We start from the raw sequence: 20,171 nt of genomic DNA on the forward strand, positions 1-20,171 counted from the left end.
CATGCCAGCGTAGGCAGATGTAAAAAAGCTTTACCGGCAGGCATGCTGGTCAAGCCCGTTTACAATTGGGTCCTATCGCCGGGTTTGAGGCGGCGTATGCTCAAGTTATCGACTGCATCCTGTTGCTATATACCATCATGTCACGCACTGCCCATCTCGCCATCCTGTTGCTGGCCCTGCCTTTGGCATGGGCTGGGCCGGATGCGCCTGCACCCGCCAGGCCGGAGCGTGATCACGCCCAGCCCAGGGTGGAGCGCGAGCATGAGCGCTTCCAGCACCGGCAGGCGCGTATACGGGAGGCATTGGAGCGCGGCGACCTGACGCCGGCCGAGGCTGCCTTGTTGCGGCAGCGGCTGGAGATGCGGCGCGAGCGGCTGGAGCGCTGGCGCAACCTGCAGGAGCGTTTGCGCGAGGCGGCCCGGGCCGAGACGCCTGCGGTGGCGCCAGCTCCACCAGCCAACCAGCCGCCGGCTACGCCACCTGCAACGCTGCCCTGATGCTGCGGTTTGCGCAAAAGCGGCGCCTGGCTTGAAATGCAGCTTGGCAGGGAGGCCAAACGCTGCACTACAATGGTTTGAGTCTCCATCCCACGTTCGCTTACATGGCCGCCGCTGACAGCAAGAAGACCGTACTGATAGTGGATGATTCCACCAGCCTCCGGCAGGTGGTGCATCTGGCTTTGCTGCAGGCGGGCTACGAGGTGATCGAGGCCGCAGACGGCAAGGAAGGCCTGGCGCGCCTTGATGGTCGCCGGGTGCATCTGATCATCTCCGACGTGAACATGCCCAATATGGACGGCATCGCCTTTGTGCGGGCCGTCAAGCAGTTGCCGGACTATCGCTTCACGCCCATCATCATGCTGACCACCGAGGCGCAAGAGGACAAGAAGATAGAGGGGCAGATGGCCGGCGCCAAGGCCTGGGTGGTCAAGCCCTTTCAGCCCGAGCAGATGCTGCGTGCCGTATCCAAGCTGATACTGCCCTGAAAGACCATGTCACCATGGCGATCTCCTCCATCTATCACCATGAGCGCTGCATACTCCGCATAGATGGATCATTGACCATCTACGAGGCGGGCGAGGCCAAGCGCAGGCTGATGGAGGAGCTCAACCTGGCCCGCGAAGTGGAGGTGGACCTGGCCGGCGTGGCCGAGCTGGACACCGCCGGCATACAGCTGCTGCTGATGCTCAAGCGCGAGGCGGCCAGGCAGGAAAAACCACTGTTCTTCCACGGGCACAGCAAGGCCGTACTGGCGGTGGTCGATCTCTACAATATGGCCGGTGTGTTTGGCGACCCGGTGGTATTGGCAGGCGGAGCGGGCCGATGAACCTCGAAGCCGCCAAGCTGGTTTTCTACGAGGAATCCTATGAACTGCTGGCGGCCATGGAAGCCGCGCTGCTGGCGGTGGAGAATGCGGCCGGCCCGGAACGGGGCGAGCATCTCAATGCCATGTTCAGGGCTGCCCACACCATCAAGGGGTCCGCTGGGCTGTTTGGCCTGAACGACATCGTTGCCTTTACCCATCTGTGCGAGAGCGTGCTGGACAAGGCCAGGGAGGGTGAGCTGGCCATCACCACCCCGCTGATCGAGCTGCTGTTCGCCTGCCGCGACCATATTGGTGGGATGGTGGATGCCGTGCGCTGTGGTGTGGCAGCACCGGAATCCGCAGCCCTCGGGGCGCAACTCAAGTCTTACCTGGATGACACGGCGTCGGCGGCGCCTGCACCTGCGGCCGCTGCCATGGTGGTACAGCAGGAGCGCACGGGGCCGAGGGTGGAGGTCGAGAGCGGTGGCGACCATGTGGTGTCCAGCGACCACTGGCATATCTCGCTGCGCTTTGGCGTCGATGTGCTGCGCAATGGCATGGACCCGATTTCCTTTATCCGTTACCTGGCATCGCTGGGGCGGATTGCCTATCTCACCACCTTGTATGACGGCTTGCCCAACCCTGAGGATATGGACCCGGAGAGCTGTTATCTGGGTTTTGAGATCGAGTTCCAGGCAGCGCCCAATGTAGACAAGCTCACCATAGAGAATGTGTTCGAGTTCATCCGCGATGACAGCAAGGTGCGCATCTTGCCGCCGCATGCCCATATCGCGGAGTACATACGCCTGATCAAGGACATGCCTGAAGGCATGTCGCGCCTGGGCGAGATACTGGTGCGGGGTGGCGCGCTGACGCCGATGGAACTGGACGAGGTACTGGGCATACAGCGTGAGAATGCCGGTGCCGGTGAACACCGGCCCCTGGGCACCCTGCTGGTGGAAGAACGCCTGGCACCACCGCAGGCGGTGGCCGCCGCGCTGGACAAACAGCGTGAGCATGCTGCCCAGAAAACCCGCGAACACCGGGTGGTCAGGGTGGATGCGACCCGGCTGGATGCCTTGATAGACCTGGTAGGGGAACTGGTGATCTCGGGCGCGGCGGCACAACTGTCGGCCAGCCGCAGTGGCGATAGTGCCCTGATCGAGACCATTGCCTCGCTGGGCGAGCTGGTGGAGCGCATACGCGACGAAGCCCTGTCGCTGCGCATGGTGCCGGTGGGGGAGATATTCAGCCGCTTTCCCAGGGTGGTACGCGATGCATCGCGTGAACTGGGCAAGGATATCCAGCTGGAATTGGCGGGCGAGGAGACTGAACTCGACAAATCCATGGTGGACAAGCTGGCAGACCCGCTTGTGCACCTGGTGCGCAATGCCATAGACCACGGCATAGAGGGTTCCGATGCCCGCCGCATCCGTGGCAAGGCCGACTACGGCACGGTCTGGCTCAATGCCTACCATGAGTCCGGCAGCGTGGTGATCGAGGTTGGCGACGATGGCGGCGGCATGGACAGGCAGCGGATACGCAACCGTGCGGTGGAGCGAGGCTTGATACAGGCAGACGAAGTCTTGAATGACCAGCAGATATTGCAGCTGGTGTTCGAACCGGGCTTTTCCACGGCAGAGACGGTCACCAACCTGTCCGGCCGGGGTGTAGGCATGGATGTGGTGAAGCGCAATATCGAAGCACTCAAGGGCAATATCGAGATTGATTCGATAGCGGGAGAGGGGACCGTGGTCAGGCTGCGCGTACCGCTGACCCTGGCCATCATCGATGGCTTCCGTGTGGGCGTGGGCCAGGTGAGTTTCGTGATTCCGCTGGATATGGTGCTGGAATGCCTGGACCTGCCTACCGATACGGGCAGCAGCCGGCAGCATTACCTCAATCTGCGCGGCGAGGTGTTGCCCTACCTGCCCTTGCGCGAGTTGTTCGAGGTGGATGCACCGGCTCCGACCCGGCAGTCGGTGGTGGTGGTGCAGTATGGCAGCCAGCGTGCCGGCCTGGTGGTGGACAATCTGGAAGGCGAGCTGCAGGCGGTGATCAAACCGCTGGGCCAGTTGTTCCGAGGGGTACGTGGTCTGGCGGGGTCCACCATACTGGGTAGCGGGGCGGTGGCCCTGATACTGGATGTGCCAGACCTGATCAACCGCGCGGCCAAGAATGAACGGCGCAAGGTGGCGTTGATTGCCGCCCGCGAGGCCCGCCACCCAGCGTGGCGCGAGGAAGACCGACCATGAGCTGGCTGGGCCGCCTATCGATGTTCAAGAAGCTGCTGCTGGCCTTTGGGCTGATGGCTGTCTTGCTATCCGTGGTCGGGGCGGTGGCAGTTCAGGCCTTGAAGCAGGGCCAGCAAAGGCTGGAAGGTCTGCACCGGGTGCATGCCGAAGCCGCCCATACCCTCGAGCGTGCACATGTGCGACTGCTGCAGCATCGCCGTACGCTGGCCGAGATCATCTATGCCGAACCCGGCCAACGCGGGGCTTTGCTGGCAAGCCTGAAGGAAAAGCAGCACGATCTGGATGCCGCGCTGGGGGGCTTCCTGCAGGAGGCCGATAGTGGCATGGAGGCCGGCTTGCGCCAGCGTATCGCCGAGCATTACCCGCGATACCTGCAGCGTATTCCCGGTTTGCTGCAGCTGGCACAGGCCGAGCAGCAGGCGGAGGCGAATGCCGTTCTGCTGCAACAGATTGCGCTGGATTTCGGCCCATTGGAGACCGCACTGGAGCAGGCCGCCAATGGCCAAACAGCGCTGCTGGACAAAAGCATGGCGGATGAAGCCAAGACCCTGGCCAGCTGGAGCGTGGCCGTGCTGTGCCTCAGTGTGGTCGGCCTGCTGTTGGCGGGTGCCCTGGGCTATGGCGTTGCCCGCTATTTCACCCATCTGCTGGGTGGGGAGCCTGAGCAGGCTACCCGGCTGGCGCGCCGGGTGGCGGCTGGCGATTTCAGCCTGGCCATCGTACTGAGGCCGGGCGACGAACGTAGCCTGATGGCCGCCTTGGCTGCCATGCACCAGCGTCTGCACGAGATGATTCAGGAGCTATGCGACGCGGCGCAGTCGAATCTGCGTATCGCCTCGCAGATAGAGGCATCGTCCAGCGCCTTGTCGCAGACTGCCAGCGAGCAGGCCAGTGCCATCGAGCACACCAGTGTGGCCGTGGAGCATATCAACCTAGCGGTCAGCCAGAGCACCCGCCATGCGGCGGAGACCGATCAACTGGCGGGCCGTGCAGCGGGTGTGGCCAGCGAAGGGGGGCAGGCGGTGGCGGCGTCGGTCGAAGCCATGCGGCAGATCGCCAGCAAGATAGGCGTGGTGGACGATATCGCCTACCAGACCAATTTGCTGGCCCTGAACGCAGCCATCGAGGCGGCACGCGCCGGCCAGCACGGCAAAGGCTTTGCCGTGGTAGCGCAGGAAGTACGCAAGCTGGCCGAGCGTAGCCAGACGGCGGCCAGAGAGATAGGGACGCTGGCCGGCGAATCAGATCAGCTGGCGGCACGCGCGGGTAGCCTGCTCAACGGGGTGTTGCCTGAAATACGGCGTACGGCTGAACTGGTCGGCGAGATACATGCCTCGGGCCGCGAGCAGACCGACAGCATCCGCCAGGTCAACCAGACCGTGGTGCAACTGGGCCTCAGTACCCAGACTAATGCGGCAGCGGCCGAGGAGCTTTCGGCATCGGCCGAGGAGCTGCATGCCCATGCGCGGCGACTGACGGATCTGCTGGAGCGTTTCTGCCAGGCTGGCGAGCGCCAGCTGGCGGCAGCCGAGCCGCCCAGGATGGCGCCTGCAAAGGCGCCCATGAAGCTGCCTGCCAGTGCGAAGCCGGTGCAGCTACAAGCCCCCACTGCGCCAGACCCGGCCAAGCCAGTGTCGCCGCGGGCACCGCTGCCAGCCAGTCTGACGCATCCTTCTCAACCGGTGGACGAAACGCAGTTCGTCCGCTTCTGACCCCGGTGGTGACACTATGAGCCAGGCCCTTACTCCTCACCGACGCGCCAGCGTACCCATGGTCGAGCCGGTGGAGCAGCCGCAGTACCTGACCTTCAGGCTGGGAACCGAGACCTATGCGCTGGAGATACTGCATATCAAGGAGATCATTGAGTATGGTGGCCTGACGGAAGTGCCGCTGATGCCGCGCTTTCTGCGTGGCGTGATCAACCTGCGCGGTGCGGTGGTGCCGGTCATCGACCTGGCAGTGCGGTTTGGCAGGCCCGCCACCACCATAGGCAAGCGCAGCTGCATCGTGATTGTGGAAGTGCAGTACGGTGACGACTGGCACGACCTGGGCGTGATAGTGGATGCCGTGGACGAAGTGCTGGACCTGCCGCCCGAAGCCATAGAGCCGGCGCCGGCCTTTGGTGCCCAGCTAAGGGCTGAGTTTATCCGTGGCATGGGCAAGATCAGCGGCCGATTCGTCATCGTGCTGTCGCTCGAGCATGTGTTGTCCATCGACGAGATGGCCGAGCTGGCCGGTACCAGTGAAAGTCTGCATCCTGAAAGCTGAGCATGTGAGCCCCGCACCGGTGGAGGCACTTTCCCCGCAAGATTTCGGCCTGGTGCAGATGGCGGATGCCGAATTTCTGCTTTACCAGGTGCTGGTGGAGCGCCTGACCGGCATACACCTCGCTCCCATCAAGAAAGCCATGCTGTCCGGCCGCCTGGCCAAGCGGCTGCGCGATCGCAGCATTGCCAACTACGGTGAATACTTCCGCCTGATAGGCGACGGTGGCGATGCAGAGGAGCGCCAGCTTGCCATCGACCTGATTACTACCAACGAAACCTATTTTTTTCGCGAGCCCAAGCATTTTGATGCCTTGCGTGATGTCCTGCTGCCGCAACTGGGACGGCAGCCGGTGCGCATCTGGAGTGCCGCCTGTGCCAGCGGGGAGGAGAGCTACAGCCTTGCCATGGTGCTGGCAGACCGATTGGAGCAGAGGGTGGCATGGGAGGTCATCGGTTCCGATATCTCCAGCAGGGTGCTGTCGATGGCGCGGCGTGGGCTCTACCCGATGGAGCGGGCACATCATATTCCGACTGAATACCTCAAGCGTTTCTGCCTGCGGGGTACTGGCGACTATATGGGTAGCCTGCTGATAGACAAGGGGCTGCGGCAGAAGGTGCGTTTCATGCCGGTCAACCTGATTGCACCCTTGCCGGAAATGGGCCGTTACGACGCGGTCTTTCTGCGTAATGTCATTATTTATTTTGACGCCGAAACCAAGCGGCGGGTGGTGAATGCCGTTGCTGCCACCCTCAAGCCCGGTGGCTGGCTGGTGGTCGGCCACTCCGAATCGTTGATAGGCATACCCAGCGATCTTGAGCCGATACTCCCTACGATCTATCGGAAGCGTGTATGAGCTTTCAGATTGATATCTTTCTGCAGCCAGGCGAGGTGTATTTCGGCGACCGCGATACCCGCATACGCACGTTGCTGGGCTCCTGCATTGCCATCACCTGGTGGCATCCAGGCCGGCAAGTGGGGGGCATGTGCCACTACCTCTTGCCGCAGCGTCCGCAGGGGCACCCGCGTGGCGATGGCCCGCTGGATGGACGCTATGCCGAGGAGGCTTTCCAACTGGCCATGCGCTATATTCATTCGGCAGGGACCTTGCCGGCTGACTATGTGGTGAAGATGTTTGGTGGTGGTCAGATGCTGATTACCGATACCGGCCGCATGCCGGCTGTGGGCGAGCGCAATATTGAATTTGGCAAGCAGTGGCTGGCAGGCAATGGCTTCCGCTTGAGCCGGGAACACCTGGCAGGCAATGGTCATAGGCACATCGTGTTCGATGTTGCTACTGGCGATGTGTGGTTGCGCTACCGGCCGCAGGATGAACCCGCCGGCAAAACGAAACCATAGCGTACCCCGGCAGGCAAGGGGGCTTGGGGACAGACAGGGGGAAGCGATGCCCATCAACGTGCTGATCGTCGATGACTCGGCCGTGGTGCGCCAGGTGGTGAGCGAGGAGCTGGGCCGCGAGACCGATATCAAGGTCATAGGCGCGGCGGCTGACCCTATCTTTGCCCAGGAACGCATGAAGCTGCAGTGGCCCGATGTCATCGTGCTGGATATCGAGATGCCCCGTATGGACGGCATCACCTTCCTGAAGAAACTGATGGCGGAGCGGCCTACGCCGGTCGTCATTTGTTCCAGCCTGACTGAAAAAGGCGCGGCCATTACGCTGGAAGCCTTGTCCAGCGGGGCGTTGGGCATCATTACCAAACCTTCCATCGGGGTGCGGGACTTTCTGCAGGACAGTTCGTCTGACCTGATTTCGGCCATACGGGCGGCCTATGCCGCCACTGGCCGCCTGAAGCTGCTGCGCAGTATGTCCGCCACGCCACCCCTGGCACCGCCTGCCAAACCTGCGGCCCCCATGTCTTTCGTGACGGAGAAGATACAGTCTCCCAAGCTGACAGCCGATGCGATATTGGACGCACCCAATGGCGTGCCCGTGGTGGGGCAGACCGAACGCATTGTGGCGGTGGGCATATCGACCGGCGGGGTGCAGGCGTTGGAGCAGATACTGCCCCTGTTGAGCGCAGATTGCCCGGCCCTGGCCATCGTGCAGCACATGCCCGAGAAATTCACGGCGACCTTTGCGGCGCGGCTCAATACCCTGTGCCGTATCGAGGTCAAGGAGGCGCAGAACAATGACAAGCTCTTGCGCGGCCGGGCCTTGATCGCGCCGGGAGGCAAGCACCTGCTGGTGAAGCGGGCGGCGGGCCACTATTACGTTGAGGTGATAGATGGCCCGTTGGTGAGCCGGCACCGGCCCTCGGTGGATGTCTTGTTCCGCTCGGTGGCCAAGTGCGCTGGCCGCAACGCGCTGGGCGTGATCATGACGGGCATGGGTGACGATGGCGCCAAGGGACTGAAGGAAATGCGCGACAGCGGTGCCGCCACAGTGGCCCAGGATGAAGCAAGCTGTATCGTGTTTGGCATGCCCAAGGAGGCCATACGCCTGGGTGCTGCCGACAATGTGGCCAGCCTGGGGGATATTCCCGGCTTGATTGAGCGGGGGGCGCAGCGGCAGCTTTCCCGATAGCTTGGGCTAGTATTCTGTTAGACGGTGCGATCAAGTCGCCCTATATTACAGCTTGTTAATATTAACTGGCGGGACTCAAGGGCAAAGCCGATGTCAGTCAACGCAGAACTCAGCGTCATGGTGGTGGAAGACAGCGCGGTGCAGCGCCTGCACGCGCTCGACCTGTTGGACAATCTGGGGATCAAGAACAGGCTGGAGGCGGAGAACGGACGGCATGCACTGGAGGTGCTGGCGGTGAACGCCAAGCCCGACATCATGATTACCGACCTGGAAATGCCGGACATGGATGGCGTGGAGCTGATACGCCATATTGCCGAGCAGCATCTGGTCAATGCCTTGATCGTGGTGTCCAGCCGCGAGACCACCATCTTGTCCACGGTGGAAACCATGGCGCAGGAGCATGGCCTGATCGTGCTGGGTATTGCGCAAAAGCCACTGTCCTATGATGGGCTGGCCAATCTGATTTCCAGATTCCGCCCCGGCGAGGTGTCGGACAAGCAGCGCGAGGCCCAATACAGCTTTACCCCCAACGATATTCGGCGGGCCATTATCAATCGCGAGCTGGTGCTGCACCACCAGCCCAAGGTGACGACACATTCGGGTGTGATGCGGGGGGTGGAGGCGCTGGTGCGCTGGCAGCATCCCGAGCTGGGACTGGTGCCACCGGCCAATTTCATTCCCATGGCCGAGGAAGCCGGCATCATTGATGAATTGACCGATTGGGTGCTGGAGACGGCGCTCAAGCAATTGCGCGACTGGCACGCCAGGGGGTTGACCATCAGCGTGGCGGTCAATCTGTCGGCCAAGTCGCTTTCCACGCCAGACCTGGCTGATCGTATTGCGGCCGTGACCAGCCGCATCGGTATAGAGCCCAAATACCTGCTGCTGGAGATTACCGAAACCGCCGTGATGTCGGATCTGGCATTGTCCTTGGGCACGCTTGCACGCTTGCGGCTCAAGGGTTTTGGCTTGGGCATAGATGACTTCGGCACGGGTTTCTCATCCATGCAGCAGCTCTCGCGTATTCCCTTTACCGAGCTGAAGATAGATCGTTCCCTGGTGCATGGCGCCTCCGAAAAACCCCATCTGCATGTCATGCTGCAAAGCACGATAGAAATGGGTAAGAAGCTGCACCTGACTACCGTGGCGGAAGGCGTGGAAAACCCCTCCGACTGGCAGTTGATCAGGCTGTTGGGCTGCGACGTGGCACAGGGTTTTTATGTCTCCAAGCCGGTGCCTGGCGATGCCCTGGCGGGCTGGCTCAAGCAGGGCACCCAGCACCTACGGCCGCAACGGCCTAGCATGGGTTGAACCAGTCGGGCACTGAACTGGCCGTGCCGGGCTCAGGCTGGCGATATCGGGCAACGCCCCAAGGGGGCGGGGCACGCCGGGGTGAGAGGCTTGCTTGGTGGCTTGGCCATCAGGGCCGCCAAGGTGCCGCGTTGATGCAGTCGGTCCAAGGCGCTGTTGATACGATCAAGATGATGGCTGATCGGGGCATTGCGGGCTACGCCGATATGGATGGGGTCTCTCGCCATGGGGCGGTTGATGATCTGCCAGCGACCCAGGTGACCATAGCGCTGGTTCAGATGTTGTTCCATATCGTGTGGATCCTGGCGGGTAACGGCCAGCAGGACGACGTCCACCCGCTTTAGCGCCAGCATGATCAGCCTGCTTTCCAGCGATGGGGACTCCTCCTCCACCTTGAACAGCTTGCCGCGCTGCTCCTCAAACTCGCCACCATACTGGGCGCCACGCATGATGGAGAGCGTCTTGCCGCGCAGATCGGCCAGGCCGTGATAGCTGAAGGCCTCGCCGGAGCGCACCACCATCCAGACATGGGTATCCCAGATGGGACGGGATAGCAGCAAGGCGGCCTCTCGCCTGGTGGTACGTGAGACACCCCATAGCAGGCCCTGGCCCAGCTCTGCCATGCGCTGCGCGCGGCGCCATGGATAGGCCTTGATATCAAACTGCAGCCGGGCTTCTTCACCCAGGAGCCGTATGGCCTCGGCACGCTTGTCCTCGACCGGCTTGGGTTGGCCGGCGGCGGTCATCCGCTCAGCCACCAGTATGGTCAGCCGCGCCGGTTCCACCGAGTTTGCCATGGCAGCGCCGATCAGCAGAAGCAAGCCTAGGCGGGCAAACAGGCGGTAGGTCAGGGGTAATCCCATGGGGGCATTATCACAAGGGGATGAACAATCGATCATCCTACAGAGGGAATGTGAAAACTACCATGCCATGACCGGCCTATGCCGGTGTACCACCTTGGGCCGTTGTGGAGGGTGTCGCGCCTCTGCATCAGATTGCGGCCGAGACCAAGGGTGGAACCGGCTTGCTGGTGGGTGTGCAGGCGCTAAGCGCTCTGCACGCTAGCCTGCCAGTGCCCTGACTTGCCACCACGTTTCTCCAGTAGCCGTACGGTATCGATGACCATGCCCTTGTCCACTGCCTTGAGCATGTCGTAGATGGTCAGCAACGCCACGCTGACCGCCGTCATGGCTTCCATCTCTACCCCGGTGCGACCTACTGTCTCGGTCGTGGCGCGGCAGCAGACTGCGTGGTGGTTCGCATCCAGCTCAAACTCCACCGCCACATGAGTCAGGGGGATGGGGTGGCATAGCGGGATCAGGGTGCCGGTCTGCTTGGCTGCCATGATGCCGGCGAGCCGCGCCACGCCCAGTACATCGCCCTTGCTGGCCTGGCCTCCCTGCAACCGCTCGAAGGTGGTGGGCAGCATGCTGATACGGCCCTCGGCGGTGGCGGACCGGTGGGTTTCCGCCTTGTTGGCGACGTCCACCATATGGGCTTGGCCCTGGGCGTCGAAATGGGTCAAATCATCGCTCATGTCTTATGCTCGTCTGCGGCGACTGCCGCCAAGGTATTGAAATTGGCAAAGCTGGCGCTGTCATCAAAGCCGACGGCGGCGGCTGGCAGGGTATTCAGCCAGCCGAGTACCCGGCCCTGGCCACTATCGAGATAGCGCGACAGGGCGCTGCCCAGGGATCGATGCAGCAGGCAGCACACAGGCTGCGGGCCCTCTGCTGTCGTGGCGTAGGCTGCCAGGGTGGTGCTGTTTACCGCGCTCAGCAGGCGGGCGGCCAGCTCGGTGGGTAGCAGGGGCATGTCGCATGGCAGGCACAATAGCCAGTCGTTCTGGCTGTGGTTCAAGGCCGTCTCCATGCCTGCCAGGGGGCCAGCATGGCCAGGGCGGCTGTCGCCCAGCAGCGGCAGGCCGCTGGCAGCATAGTCAGCGAGATTGCGATTGACGCTGAGGCTGACCCGCTGGGGGCGGATGGATTGCAGCGCCAGGCGGCCCAGTGCATGCTGGTACAGGGCTGTGCCCTGCCAGGGCACCAGGCCTTTATCCAGGCCGCCCATGCGGCTGCCCTGGCCGCCGGCCAGTATCACGGCTTCATAAGGTTCAGTCGTGTTCGTCATTGCCGTATTGCTCGCTGACGACCTTGTGCCAGCGGGCCGCTGCGCTGTAGTCGGTTTCACGGGCGTCTACCCAGCGCGGCCCTTCGGGTGTCCATTCCTTCTTCCAGAAGGGGGCGCGGGTCTTGAGAAAGTCCATGATGAAGGCATTGGCCTCGAAGGCGGCATGGCGATGGGCGCTAGCGACCAGCACCAGCACGATGGCGTCACCAGGGTACAGTTTGCCGACCCGGTGAATGATGCTTACCCCATGCAGCGGCCAGCGCACGGCGGCTTCTTCTGCGATGCGTATCAGGGCTTTTTCGGTCATGCCAGGGTAGTGTTCCAGTTCCAGCGCCACCACATCATCGGCCAGGTTCAGATCACGTACCAGACCCAGAAAGCTGGTGATGGCGCCAATGCCTCTGTCGCCGGCAGACAGGGTGCGCATCTCTGCCTGCAGGTCGAAGTCCCCGACCTGCACTGCAACATGAAAGCGCGCCGACGGAATGGTAGCTTGGGGCAGTGTTTCCATCGCGCTAGCCTCCTGTTACGGGAGGGAACACCGCGACTTCGGCGCCATGGTGCAACTGGGCGCTGAAATCAGCCATTTCCTGATCCAAGGCGACACGATAGACGCGCTCGCCAGCCAGTTCCTCGGCCCAGGCGTCGCCACGGGCTGCCAGGTGGGCAATCAGGCCTGCCACGGTTTGTATGCCTTCGGGCAGGCTCAGTTGTTCTTCTGCCATGCCAAACCGCTCACGCAGGCGGGCGAAGTAAAGCAGTGTCACTTGCATAGGGACTATCCAATCAGTTGATCCAGTGGCAGATACCGTACGGTATCGCCTTTTTTCACGGTATGGCCGGCGGGCAGGTCTATCAGACCGCTGGCCCAGGCCAGGCTGCTCATGACGGCCGAGCCCTGGCTGGGGTAGAGGGTGGCGCTCAATCCACCGACGCTGTCCACTTCCAGCCTGGCGCGCAGAAACTCCCGGCGCTTGTCGGCGCGTGGCCAGTCAAAGCCGGCGCTGACCTGAAGGCCGGCAGCGGGCTGTGATGGGCAAGCCATGCGGCGCAGCAGGAAAGGACGGGCCAGCAGTAAAAAGGTCAGGAAGGCGCTGACTGGGTTGCCTGGCAGGCCGATGAAGTCGGCTTGGCCTACCTTGCCAAACGCCAGCGGCTTGCCGGGCTTGATGGCAATGCGCCACAGGTCCAGCTGCCCCAGCTCGGACACCGCTGCCTTGACGTGATCTTCCTCTCCCACCGAGACCCCGCCGCAGGTGATGACCACATCGTTCTCCCGTGCCGCATGGCGCAAGGCGGCCAGGGTGGCGTCATGGCTATCGGCCACCTTGCCGTAGTCGTGGACCTGGCATCCCAGCCTGCCCAGCAAGCCGCCGATGGCAAACTGGTTGGAGTTGTAGATGCCACCTGCCGGCAGGGGCTGGCCCGGCTGGGTCAGTTCGTCGCCAGTACACAGCAGCCCCACCCGCAAGCGCGGATGTACCGGCAGTTCGGCTATGCCCAGAGAGGCAGCCAGCGCAATATGCTGGGGGGCCAGTCTTTGCCCTGCCTGCAATACCGTGCTGCCAGCCGCGATGTCTTCTCCCAGCCGGCGTATATGCTGGCCAGGCCGAGGGGGGTTCTCCAGGCTGATCACAGCGTCGCCAGCGTTGACCTCCTCTTGCGGTACCACGGCGTTGCAGCCTGGCGGCACGGGCGCGCCGGTAAAGATGCGGGCGGCGCTATTGGCCGCCAAGGGCTGGCCGGTTGCGCCAGCGGCGATACGTTGCACCACCGGTAGGCTCGCGGGTATCTGCGCAAAGTCGGCGATATGGAGGGCATAGCCATCCATGGCGCTGTTGTCGAAGCCGGGCACGGCCATAGGGGCGATCACGTCCTGTGCCAGTACCCGGCCATCGCATTCGTTCAGCGGCAGGGATTGCTGCCGGGTATCTGCCTGGGCTGCTGCCAGCAGGCGGGCCAGGGCTTCGTCAAAGGTCATCAGGGACATGGCAACGTCTCAGAGTCGTGGGTGCGGCCTAACCCTACACCAAGGTGGCATGCAAGGGGAGGGTGGTGGCGCAAAGCCCTTGATTTTGTTATGGTGCGATTGTGCTGCTGTCGCAAGGCGCGGGGATTCCGCGTGCAGCCTGCAAGAACCGCCCGGTTTGCCGGGCCCAGTCTGCCGCCGGAGAGGCGGTGTATCAACATGGAAGGAACTGCCATGTCCAAGCGTGTCGTAACGCTGGCGCACTATTATACTGCGCCGGAAATCCAGCAGATGGCCGACAAGGTCGGCGACTCTCTCGAACTCTCGCTCTATGCCCGTGATGCCAATGCCGACGTGATCGTCTTTGCCGGCGTGCGCTTTATGGCAGAGACCGCCAAGATACTGAATCCCCAGGCCGAGGTCATACTGCCTGATGCGGGTTCTACCTGTTCCCTGGTGACACAGACTGATGTCAAGCGCCTCAAGGCCTGGCGCGACAAGCATGCCGACCATGTGCATGTGTCCTATATCAACAGCTCGGCCGAACACAAGGCCTTGAGCGACTGGATTGTCACCAGCCGTAATGTGGACGACATCATTGCCCACCTGTATGCCCAGGGCCAGAAGGTGATCTTTTCGCCCGACCGCAATATGGGCGCCTACCTGAACTACCAGTACGGCTACGACATGCCGCTCTGGAGTGCAGTGTGCGAGGTGCATGACAAGTTCAACGAAACCGCACTGAACGAGGGCATGGCCGCCGTGGCAGGCCCAAGCTATCTGATTGCCCACCCGGAAAGCCCGCTGCCGGTGCTCAAGCGCGCTGACTACGTGGGCTCCACCAGCGGTATGCTGAACTGGGTGAAGCAGTTCGACCGCGAACCCGATGCCACCCTGTTTGTGGCAACCGAGGACGGGATACTCTACAACATGGGTCTGGCCCGGCCTGACCTGAAGATTGTGCAGGCCCCCATCTATGCGGGCTGCCAGTGCAATCAGTGCCCCTATATGAAGCTGAACAATGTCGAGCGGGTACAGCGCGCGCAAGCCGGCGAAGGCACCCGTATCGATTACCTGAGCCCCGAGCAGATGGATGCCGCACGCTTGCCGATAGAGCGCATGCTGGCGTTCAGCGAGGCGCAGATGCGCCAAGCCAGGACGGCGCCGGCAGTAGTGCCTGCCTGATATAGATAAATGAGTAAGGCCAAGGGCAGTGTGAACTGCCCTTTTTTTGCGTTGCTCAGCCCCCTCGCTGCTCGGTCTACTGCCGATGGCACCGGTGGGCGAGATGCGGTTCAACGCTGCCATGGCAAGATAAGCGACGTACATACCATGCGTGAATTCGACTACCTGATCTTCATCGGCCGCTTCCAGCCTTTCCACAATGGCCATCTGTGGACCTTGCAGCATGCCCTGCAGCTGGCGGACAAGGTGATCGTGCTGTGTGGCTCGGCCCGGCAGGCGCGCACACCCAATCATCCGTGGACGGTCGATGACCGCGAGCAGTTGATACGCATGTCGCTGTCGGACGAGGTGCAGGCCAGGGTGTTTGTCGTCGGCATCTCGGACCGCATGTATAACGACCAGCAATGGCTGACCGAGGTGCAGAACCTGGTTGACCGGGTGATCGCCGTGGATAACTCCGACGTGGGTAGCCGGCAGGCGCAGTTCCGCATTGGCATCGTCGGGCCGCCACGGGGGGCCAAGAAGGGCAATGCCGAGTATCTGGACCTGTTCCCGCAGTGGCAGCGGGTGGAGGCGCCTGAGTTGCCTGATGTGCATGCCTCGCGCATACGCCATGCCTTTTTCGATCCGGACCGGGGCGACGATTGGCCGGGCTGTGCGGCGCTGCTGCCGGCACCGGTATTCAACTGGCTCAATGCCTTCCGCGCGGGTGAGACCTTTGCCAACCTGCAGGGCGAATACCTGTTCGTCAAACGCTATCGGCAGAGCTGGGCAACTGCGCCTTATCCACCTACCTTCGTGACGGTGGATGCGGTGGTCATCCACTCCGGTCATGTGCTGCTGGTGCGTCGCCGGTCTGCACCGGGCAAGGGCCTGTGGGCCTTGCCTGGGGGCTTTGTCACACCAGATGAGCGTATCAAGGATGCAGTGATACGGGAGCTCAAGGAAGAAACCCGGCTCAAGGTGCCAGCGCCGGTATTGGCCGGCTCCATCCGCGCCAGCAGGGTGTTCGACCATCCCCAGCGCTCCCTGCGAGGGCGCACCATTACCCATGCTTTCTTGATCGAACTGGCGCCAACCTCGGAGGGCCTGCCCAAGGTCAGGGGCGACGACGAGAGCGACCGGGCCAAGTGGATGCCGCTGTTCGAGTTCAATCGGATGGAAGAGCAACTGTATGAGGACCACTTCTATATCGTGAACTGGTTCCTGGGACAGGTCTGACGCTCCCTGCCTATACTGCCGCCATGGAACCGGGACGCATGTATCTATGGCGCGGCAGGGCGCTGGTGCTTGGGGTGGACAGCGACTCCACGCCGCATGCCCACCATGCGCTGCAACTGAGCCTGGCGCTGGAAGGCGCTTTCCGCCTGACCTTGCCAGACAGCAGCTCACGCATGGCCACGGCAGCCCTGTTCCTGCCGGGGCAGCCGCATAGGCTGGCGGCCAATGGCGCCTTGATGGCCCACCTGTTCATCGACCCCGGTCAGCGTTCGCTGGCGGACTGGCGCCGGGACGAGATACCAGCCGCGCTGCCTGCCGACCTGCTGGTGGCCTTGCGGGCAGCCTGGCATACCCCGCTTGCACTGACGGCCTGCGAGCCCCTGGTGGCACAGTGGCAGGATGCCTGGTTGCCCGGGTTCGACCGCGCACCCATACTGGACAGCCGGATTGCCCAGGCGCTGGCCCTGCTGGCGGAGGAGGGGGAGCTCACGGCCGAGTACCTGGCCGACACACTGCAGCTTTCGCAAAGCCGCTTCAGTCACCTGTTCAGCCAGCATACCGGCCTGCCTTTTCGCCGCTATGTGCTGTGGATGCGGCTGTTGGCCGCTGTGGCGCAGTTGGGTCGTGGCGGCAACCTCACCACGGCGGCGCATGCCGCCGGATTCGCTGATCTGGCCCATATGAGCCGGGTATTCCATGCCACTTTCGGGGTGGTGCCCTCCACCCTCAGCCGTGTCGCCATCGTGGCGGCGTAGCGGAATCATTCAAGCCCGGCCAGGGGCTGGCGCGCTACATTGTGTCTTCATACCAAGAGGAGGCAGCCCATGAGCGCCATAGACCAGTTGTTCGACCGTTATGGTGAGAGCCATCAAAACCCCTTCAACAAACGTGTGCATTGGGTGTGCGTGCCGCTGATCACCTTCAGCCTGCTGGGCCTGCTGTGGGCGGTGACGCCCTGGCTGGCCATCGGTTTCAGCCTGCTGTCGCTGACCTACTACCTGCGCCTGTCGCCACCCATTGCCCTGGGCATGCTGCTGGTGGCCGGCAGCATGCTGCTGCTGCTGTCACGGCTGCCCTATGTGCTGGAAGTCAGCCTCACCATCTTTGTGCTGGCCTGGATAGGTCAGTTCATCGGCCACAAGGTAGAGGGCAAGAAACCATCGTTCTTCGAAGACATCAAGTTTCTGCTGGTGGGGCCGGCCTGGCTGCTGGGTTTCATCTATCGCCAGTACCGTATTGCCTATTGAGCGGTCGCCCGTAGCACGCAGCACAGTAGCACGCAACACAAAGCAAACAGCCCTGCAATGGCAGGGCTGTTTGCTTTGCTACGGTTGGCTACCATTGCCTGCGCTGGGCAATCAGGGCTGTGGCATCGGCGGCCGGTAGGGGTTTGGCAAAGTAATAGCCCTGGGCGAAATCGCAAGCCATCTCGCGTAGGGCGGCCAACTGCTCGGCGGTTTCCACGCCTTCGGCTATCACCGCCATGCCCAGGTTACGGGCCAGCAGCACAATGGCGCGTACGATTTCGCGGCTGAAGTGGTCACCGGTGATCTGGCGCACGAAAGAGCCATCTATCTTCAATACATTGGAAGGGAAGCGGTGCAGATAGGACAGTGAGGAATAGCCGGTGCCGAAGTCATCCATCAGTATCTGTATGCCGCGCGCCCGGATGGCTTCCAGCATGCCTATGGTGGCATCGGTATTGTCCATCAGGATGCTTTCGGTAATCTCCAGCTCCAGCCTGCCGGCTTCTATCCCTGCATTGCTGATGGCGAAATCGATCTGCTCAACCAGGTTGGGTTGATTGAACTGCTTGACCGACAGGTTGACACTGACCCGCAGCATCAGGTCGGGGAAGGCCTGCTGCCATTCGGCCACCTGCAGGGCCGAGGTTTCCAGCATCTGCCGGCCGATTTCGTTGATCAGGCCGATTTCCTCAGACAGCGGAATGAACTCGGCTGGGCTGACCAGCCGGCCATCAGGCTGGCGCCAGCGCACCAGCGCCTCAAATGCCGCGATATTGCCGCTGTTGAGATCGACGATGGGCTGGAAGTAGGGCAGGAACTCCTGCGCGGCCAGGGCCCGGCGCATCTCCTGTTCCATCTTGAGCGCGCGCAGCATGGTGCCCTGCATGGCCCGGTCGAACACCTCCAGCTTGCCACGTCCGCGCTGCTTGGCGCGGTGCATGGCGGTATCTGCGTCCCGTATCATCTCTTCGGGGTGGGAGTAACCACCCGATGAGAGGGCGATGCCCACGCGGGCGCCGGGATAGACCTCGTGGCCTTCCAGGTCTATGGGTTTGGCCAACTCGGTCAGCATGGCCTCGGTAAAGCGCAGGGCCTCGGAGGGGTCCTCGATGGCATCGAGCAGGATGGCGAATTCATCGCCACCAAAGCGCGCCACCACATCACCGGGTCGTTGCACCTGGCCCAGGCGCTCGGCGGTGACGCGCAGGATGCGGTCGCCAGTGGCGTGGCCAAAGCTGTCGTTGATATAGCGGAAGCGCTCCAGGTTAAGGCAGAGCACGGCGCAGAGATAATCGGGGTCGCGCGTGGCGTGGCCCAGCGAAAAGCCCAGGAAATCGGTAAACATGGCGCGGTTGGCGAGGCCGGTAAGGCTGTCATGCAGGGCGTCGTACAGCATCTGCTCTTCGGCCCGCTTGCGCTCCGTGATATCGGTCAGCGAACCGGCCATGCGGAATGCTAGCCCGGTATCGGGATCTATCATGGCCATGCCGCGGGTCAGCATCCAGCGCCAGCTGCCGTCCTTGTGGCGCATGCGATGCTCGGCCTCGAAGTGCGGTGTTTCACCCTTCAGATGCTGTATCAGTTGCAGGCGCAGGCCTTCGCTTTCGTCCGGGTGGGTCAACGCCAGCCAGGTCTCGGGCACGGGGTCCAGCAGCTCGGCTTCGTCATAGCCCAGCATGGCTTTCCAGCGTGGCGAGAAATAGATGCTGTCTTCGCGGATATTCCAGTCCCACAGGCCATCGTTGGCGCCGCGTATGGCCAGTTCATAGCGCTCCTGGCTTTCGCGCAGGGCCAGCTCGGCCTGACGCTTGGCGCGGCGGTTGCCGGTCTCGCGCAGTTCACGCTCCACCACGCTGGCCAGCCGCTTGAGGTGGGTCTTGAGGATGAAGTCGTTGACACCAGCCTTCATCATGGCCACGGCGGATTCTTCGCCTATGGTACCGGTGACGACGATAAAGGGGATGATCTGGCCATGCTCACGGAAGACCTTGAGGGCTTCCTGGGCGGAAAACTGCGGCATGGAGTAATCGGACAGGACCAGATCCCAATTACCCTTGTCCAGGGCGGCACGCATATCCTCTGGCGTATCCACCCGTTGGTAATTGACGGCAAATCCCTGGCGGCGCAGGGCGAGCACATTCAGCAGTGCGTCGTCTTCCGAATCATCGACGACCAGCACCGAGAGGGTTTTATCCAGCAGGTTGGATTCGTCCATGTGGATCAACAGCGCTTACCCCTGCACCGGCTCGTTCAGCATCAACCAGTAGATGCCTACCTGTTTGACGACTTCCATGAACTGCATGAAATCAACCGGCTTGCGGATATAGCTGTTGGCCCCCAGGCTGTAGCTTTTGACCAGGTCGTCTTCTTCCTTCGAGGTGGTCAGCACCACCACCGGGATCAGGCGGGTGGATTCATTGCTGCGTATCTGGCGCAGGACCTCGATGCCGTTGAGCTTGGGGAGCTTGATATCCAGCAGTATCAGCACCGGCAGTTCACTGACATCACGACCGGTATGGCTACCCTGCCCATACAGATAGTCGATGGCCTCCTGCCCGTCGCGCGCCACCACGATGGGATTCTGTATGCCGTTCTTGCCGAAGGCCCGTATGGTCAGCGCTTCGTCATCCGGGTTGTCTTCAACCAGCAATATCGGGGTTTGCATGCTGCCTTCCTGTTGGCGGCGCTACGCCGCCGTTATAAGGGGAATCGCTTGAACACTAGACCACAGCAGG

Annotated in this window: 22 protein-coding genes; 14 read left to right on the forward strand and 8 right to left on the reverse strand. The window is 62.3% G+C overall.

Annotated features, from left to right (window positions below; translation table 11 throughout):
• The first annotated feature begins 137 nt into the window (after nt 1-137).
• The 10 genes from V7714_RS16060 to V7714_RS16105 all read left to right on the forward strand — a co-directional run bounded on the left by V7714_RS16060 (nt 138) and on the right by V7714_RS16105 (nt 9,684).
• On the forward strand, nt 138-497 hold the full coding sequence (locus V7714_RS16060) for a hypothetical protein (protein WP_335710616.1): 360 nt from the start codon (nt 138-140) through the stop codon (nt 495-497).
• Between the two features lie 104 nt (nt 498-601).
• Nucleotides 602-985, forward strand: a complete 384-nt coding sequence (locus V7714_RS16065; protein ID WP_284194458.1) for a response regulator — start codon at nt 602-604, stop codon at nt 983-985.
• 14 nt (nt 986-999) lie between these two features.
• On the forward strand, nt 1,000-1,326 hold the full coding sequence (locus V7714_RS16070) for an STAS domain-containing protein (RefSeq protein ID WP_335710617.1): 327 nt from the start codon (nt 1,000-1,002) through the stop codon (nt 1,324-1,326).
• Entirely contained in the window at nt 1,323-3,560 is a 2,238-nt protein-coding gene (locus V7714_RS16075; protein ID WP_335710618.1) for a chemotaxis protein CheA, read from the forward strand. The genes V7714_RS16070 and V7714_RS16075 overlap by 4 nt, the downstream gene beginning before the upstream one ends.
• Nucleotides 3,557-5,272, forward strand: coding sequence for a methyl-accepting chemotaxis protein (locus V7714_RS16080; RefSeq protein ID WP_335710619.1), 1,716 nt, complete (start codon nt 3,557-3,559; stop codon nt 5,270-5,272). Before V7714_RS16075 ends, V7714_RS16080 begins: the two co-directional genes overlap by 4 nt.
• 16 nt (nt 5,273-5,288) lie before the next feature.
• Nucleotides 5,289-5,828, forward strand: a complete 540-nt coding sequence (locus V7714_RS16085) for a chemotaxis protein CheW (RefSeq protein WP_335710620.1) — start codon at nt 5,289-5,291, stop codon at nt 5,826-5,828.
• Nucleotides 5,829-5,832: 4 nt separating this feature from the next.
• Nucleotides 5,833-6,681 carry a CheR family methyltransferase gene (locus V7714_RS16090; protein ID WP_335710621.1) on the forward strand — a complete coding sequence of 283 codons (849 nt, stop codon included), beginning with the start codon at nt 5,833-5,835 and terminating at the stop codon, nt 6,679-6,681.
• Nucleotides 6,678-7,184, forward strand: a complete 507-nt coding sequence (locus tag V7714_RS16095; RefSeq protein WP_335710622.1) for a chemotaxis protein CheD — start codon at nt 6,678-6,680, stop codon at nt 7,182-7,184. Before V7714_RS16090 ends, V7714_RS16095 begins: the two co-directional genes overlap by 4 nt.
• 46 nt (nt 7,185-7,230) lie before the next feature.
• Nucleotides 7,231-8,373: a protein-glutamate methylesterase/protein-glutamine glutaminase gene (locus tag V7714_RS16100; protein ID WP_335710623.1), complete on the forward strand. Its 1,143-nt coding sequence runs from the start codon at nt 7,231-7,233 to the stop codon at nt 8,371-8,373.
• A 90-nt stretch (nt 8,374-8,463) separates the two neighbouring features.
• The gene (locus V7714_RS16105; protein WP_335710624.1) at nt 8,464-9,684 is read left to right on the forward strand and encodes a GGDEF/EAL domain-containing response regulator; all 1,221 of its coding nucleotides are present in this window, start codon (nt 8,464-8,466) and stop codon (nt 9,682-9,684) included.
• A gap of 32 nt (nt 9,685-9,716) precedes the next feature.
• Here V7714_RS16105 and V7714_RS16110 read toward each other — a convergent pair whose 3' ends face one another.
• The 6 genes from V7714_RS16110 to V7714_RS16135 all read right to left on the reverse strand — a co-directional run bounded on the left by V7714_RS16110 (nt 9,717) and on the right by V7714_RS16135 (nt 13,804).
• Nucleotides 9,717-10,547 (reverse strand): substrate-binding periplasmic protein, encoded by an 831-nt coding sequence (locus V7714_RS16110; protein ID WP_335710625.1) that lies wholly within the window; start codon nt 10,545-10,547, stop codon nt 9,717-9,719.
• Nucleotides 10,548-10,729: 182 nt separating this feature from the next.
• Nucleotides 10,730-11,221: a cyclic pyranopterin monophosphate synthase MoaC gene (moaC, locus tag V7714_RS16115; RefSeq protein WP_335710626.1), complete on the reverse strand. Its 492-nt coding sequence runs from the start codon at nt 11,219-11,221 to the stop codon at nt 10,730-10,732.
• Nucleotides 11,218-11,814, reverse strand: a complete 597-nt coding sequence (gene mobA, locus V7714_RS16120; protein WP_335710627.1) for a molybdenum cofactor guanylyltransferase MobA — start codon at nt 11,812-11,814, stop codon at nt 11,218-11,220. Before mobA ends, moaC begins: the two co-directional genes overlap by 4 nt.
• Nucleotides 11,798-12,325, reverse strand: a complete 528-nt coding sequence (gene moaE / locus V7714_RS16125) for a molybdopterin synthase catalytic subunit MoaE (protein WP_335710628.1) — start codon at nt 12,323-12,325, stop codon at nt 11,798-11,800. The genes mobA and moaE overlap by 17 nt, the downstream gene beginning before the upstream one ends.
• Nucleotides 12,326-12,329: 4 nt before the next feature.
• The gene (gene moaD / locus V7714_RS16130) at nt 12,330-12,587 is read right to left on the reverse strand and encodes a molybdopterin converting factor subunit 1 (protein ID WP_335710629.1); all 258 of its coding nucleotides are present in this window, start codon (nt 12,585-12,587) and stop codon (nt 12,330-12,332) included.
• 5 nt (nt 12,588-12,592) lie between these two features.
• Nucleotides 12,593-13,804 carry a molybdopterin molybdotransferase MoeA gene (locus V7714_RS16135; protein ID WP_335710630.1) on the reverse strand — a complete coding sequence of 404 codons (1,212 nt, stop codon included), beginning with the start codon at nt 13,802-13,804 and terminating at the stop codon, nt 12,593-12,595.
• A gap of 213 nt (nt 13,805-14,017) precedes the next feature.
• Between V7714_RS16135 and nadA the strand changes: the two genes are divergently transcribed.
• The 4 genes from nadA (at nt 14,018) to V7714_RS16155 (ending at nt 17,436) form a co-directional block, all read left to right on the forward strand.
• A complete protein-coding gene (gene nadA / locus V7714_RS16140; RefSeq protein ID WP_335710631.1) occupies nt 14,018-14,968 on the forward strand; it encodes a quinolinate synthase NadA in 951 nt (316 codons plus the stop codon).
• Between the two features lie 9 nt (nt 14,969-14,977).
• On the forward strand, nt 14,978-16,189 hold the full coding sequence (locus V7714_RS16145; protein ID WP_335710632.1) for a bifunctional nicotinamide-nucleotide adenylyltransferase/Nudix hydroxylase: 1,212 nt from the start codon (nt 14,978-14,980) through the stop codon (nt 16,187-16,189).
• A 38-nt stretch (nt 16,190-16,227) separates the two neighbouring features.
• Nucleotides 16,228-16,944: a helix-turn-helix domain-containing protein gene (locus V7714_RS16150; RefSeq protein ID WP_335710633.1), complete on the forward strand. Its 717-nt coding sequence runs from the start codon at nt 16,228-16,230 to the stop codon at nt 16,942-16,944.
• 69 nt (nt 16,945-17,013) lie between these two features.
• On the forward strand, nt 17,014-17,436 hold the full coding sequence (locus V7714_RS16155) for an Mpo1 family 2-hydroxy fatty acid dioxygenase (protein WP_335710634.1): 423 nt from the start codon (nt 17,014-17,016) through the stop codon (nt 17,434-17,436).
• Nucleotides 17,437-17,524: 88 nt separating this feature from the next.
• On the opposite strand, the gene V7714_RS16160 is transcribed toward V7714_RS16155, so the two are convergent.
• Together V7714_RS16160 and V7714_RS16165 are read right to left on the reverse strand one after the other, a co-directional pair.
• A complete protein-coding gene (locus V7714_RS16160; RefSeq protein ID WP_335710635.1) occupies nt 17,525-19,651 on the reverse strand; it encodes a putative bifunctional diguanylate cyclase/phosphodiesterase in 2,127 nt (708 codons plus the stop codon).
• A gap of 15 nt (nt 19,652-19,666) precedes the next feature.
• Nucleotides 19,667-20,101, reverse strand: coding sequence for a response regulator (locus V7714_RS16165; protein ID WP_284194436.1), 435 nt, complete (start codon nt 20,099-20,101; stop codon nt 19,667-19,669).
• Between the last annotated feature and the right edge of the window lie 70 nt (nt 20,102-20,171).

The organism is Chitinimonas sp. JJ19 (assembly GCF_036961565.1).
Classification (GTDB): domain Bacteria; phylum Pseudomonadota; class Gammaproteobacteria; order Burkholderiales; family Chitinimonadaceae; genus Chitinimonas.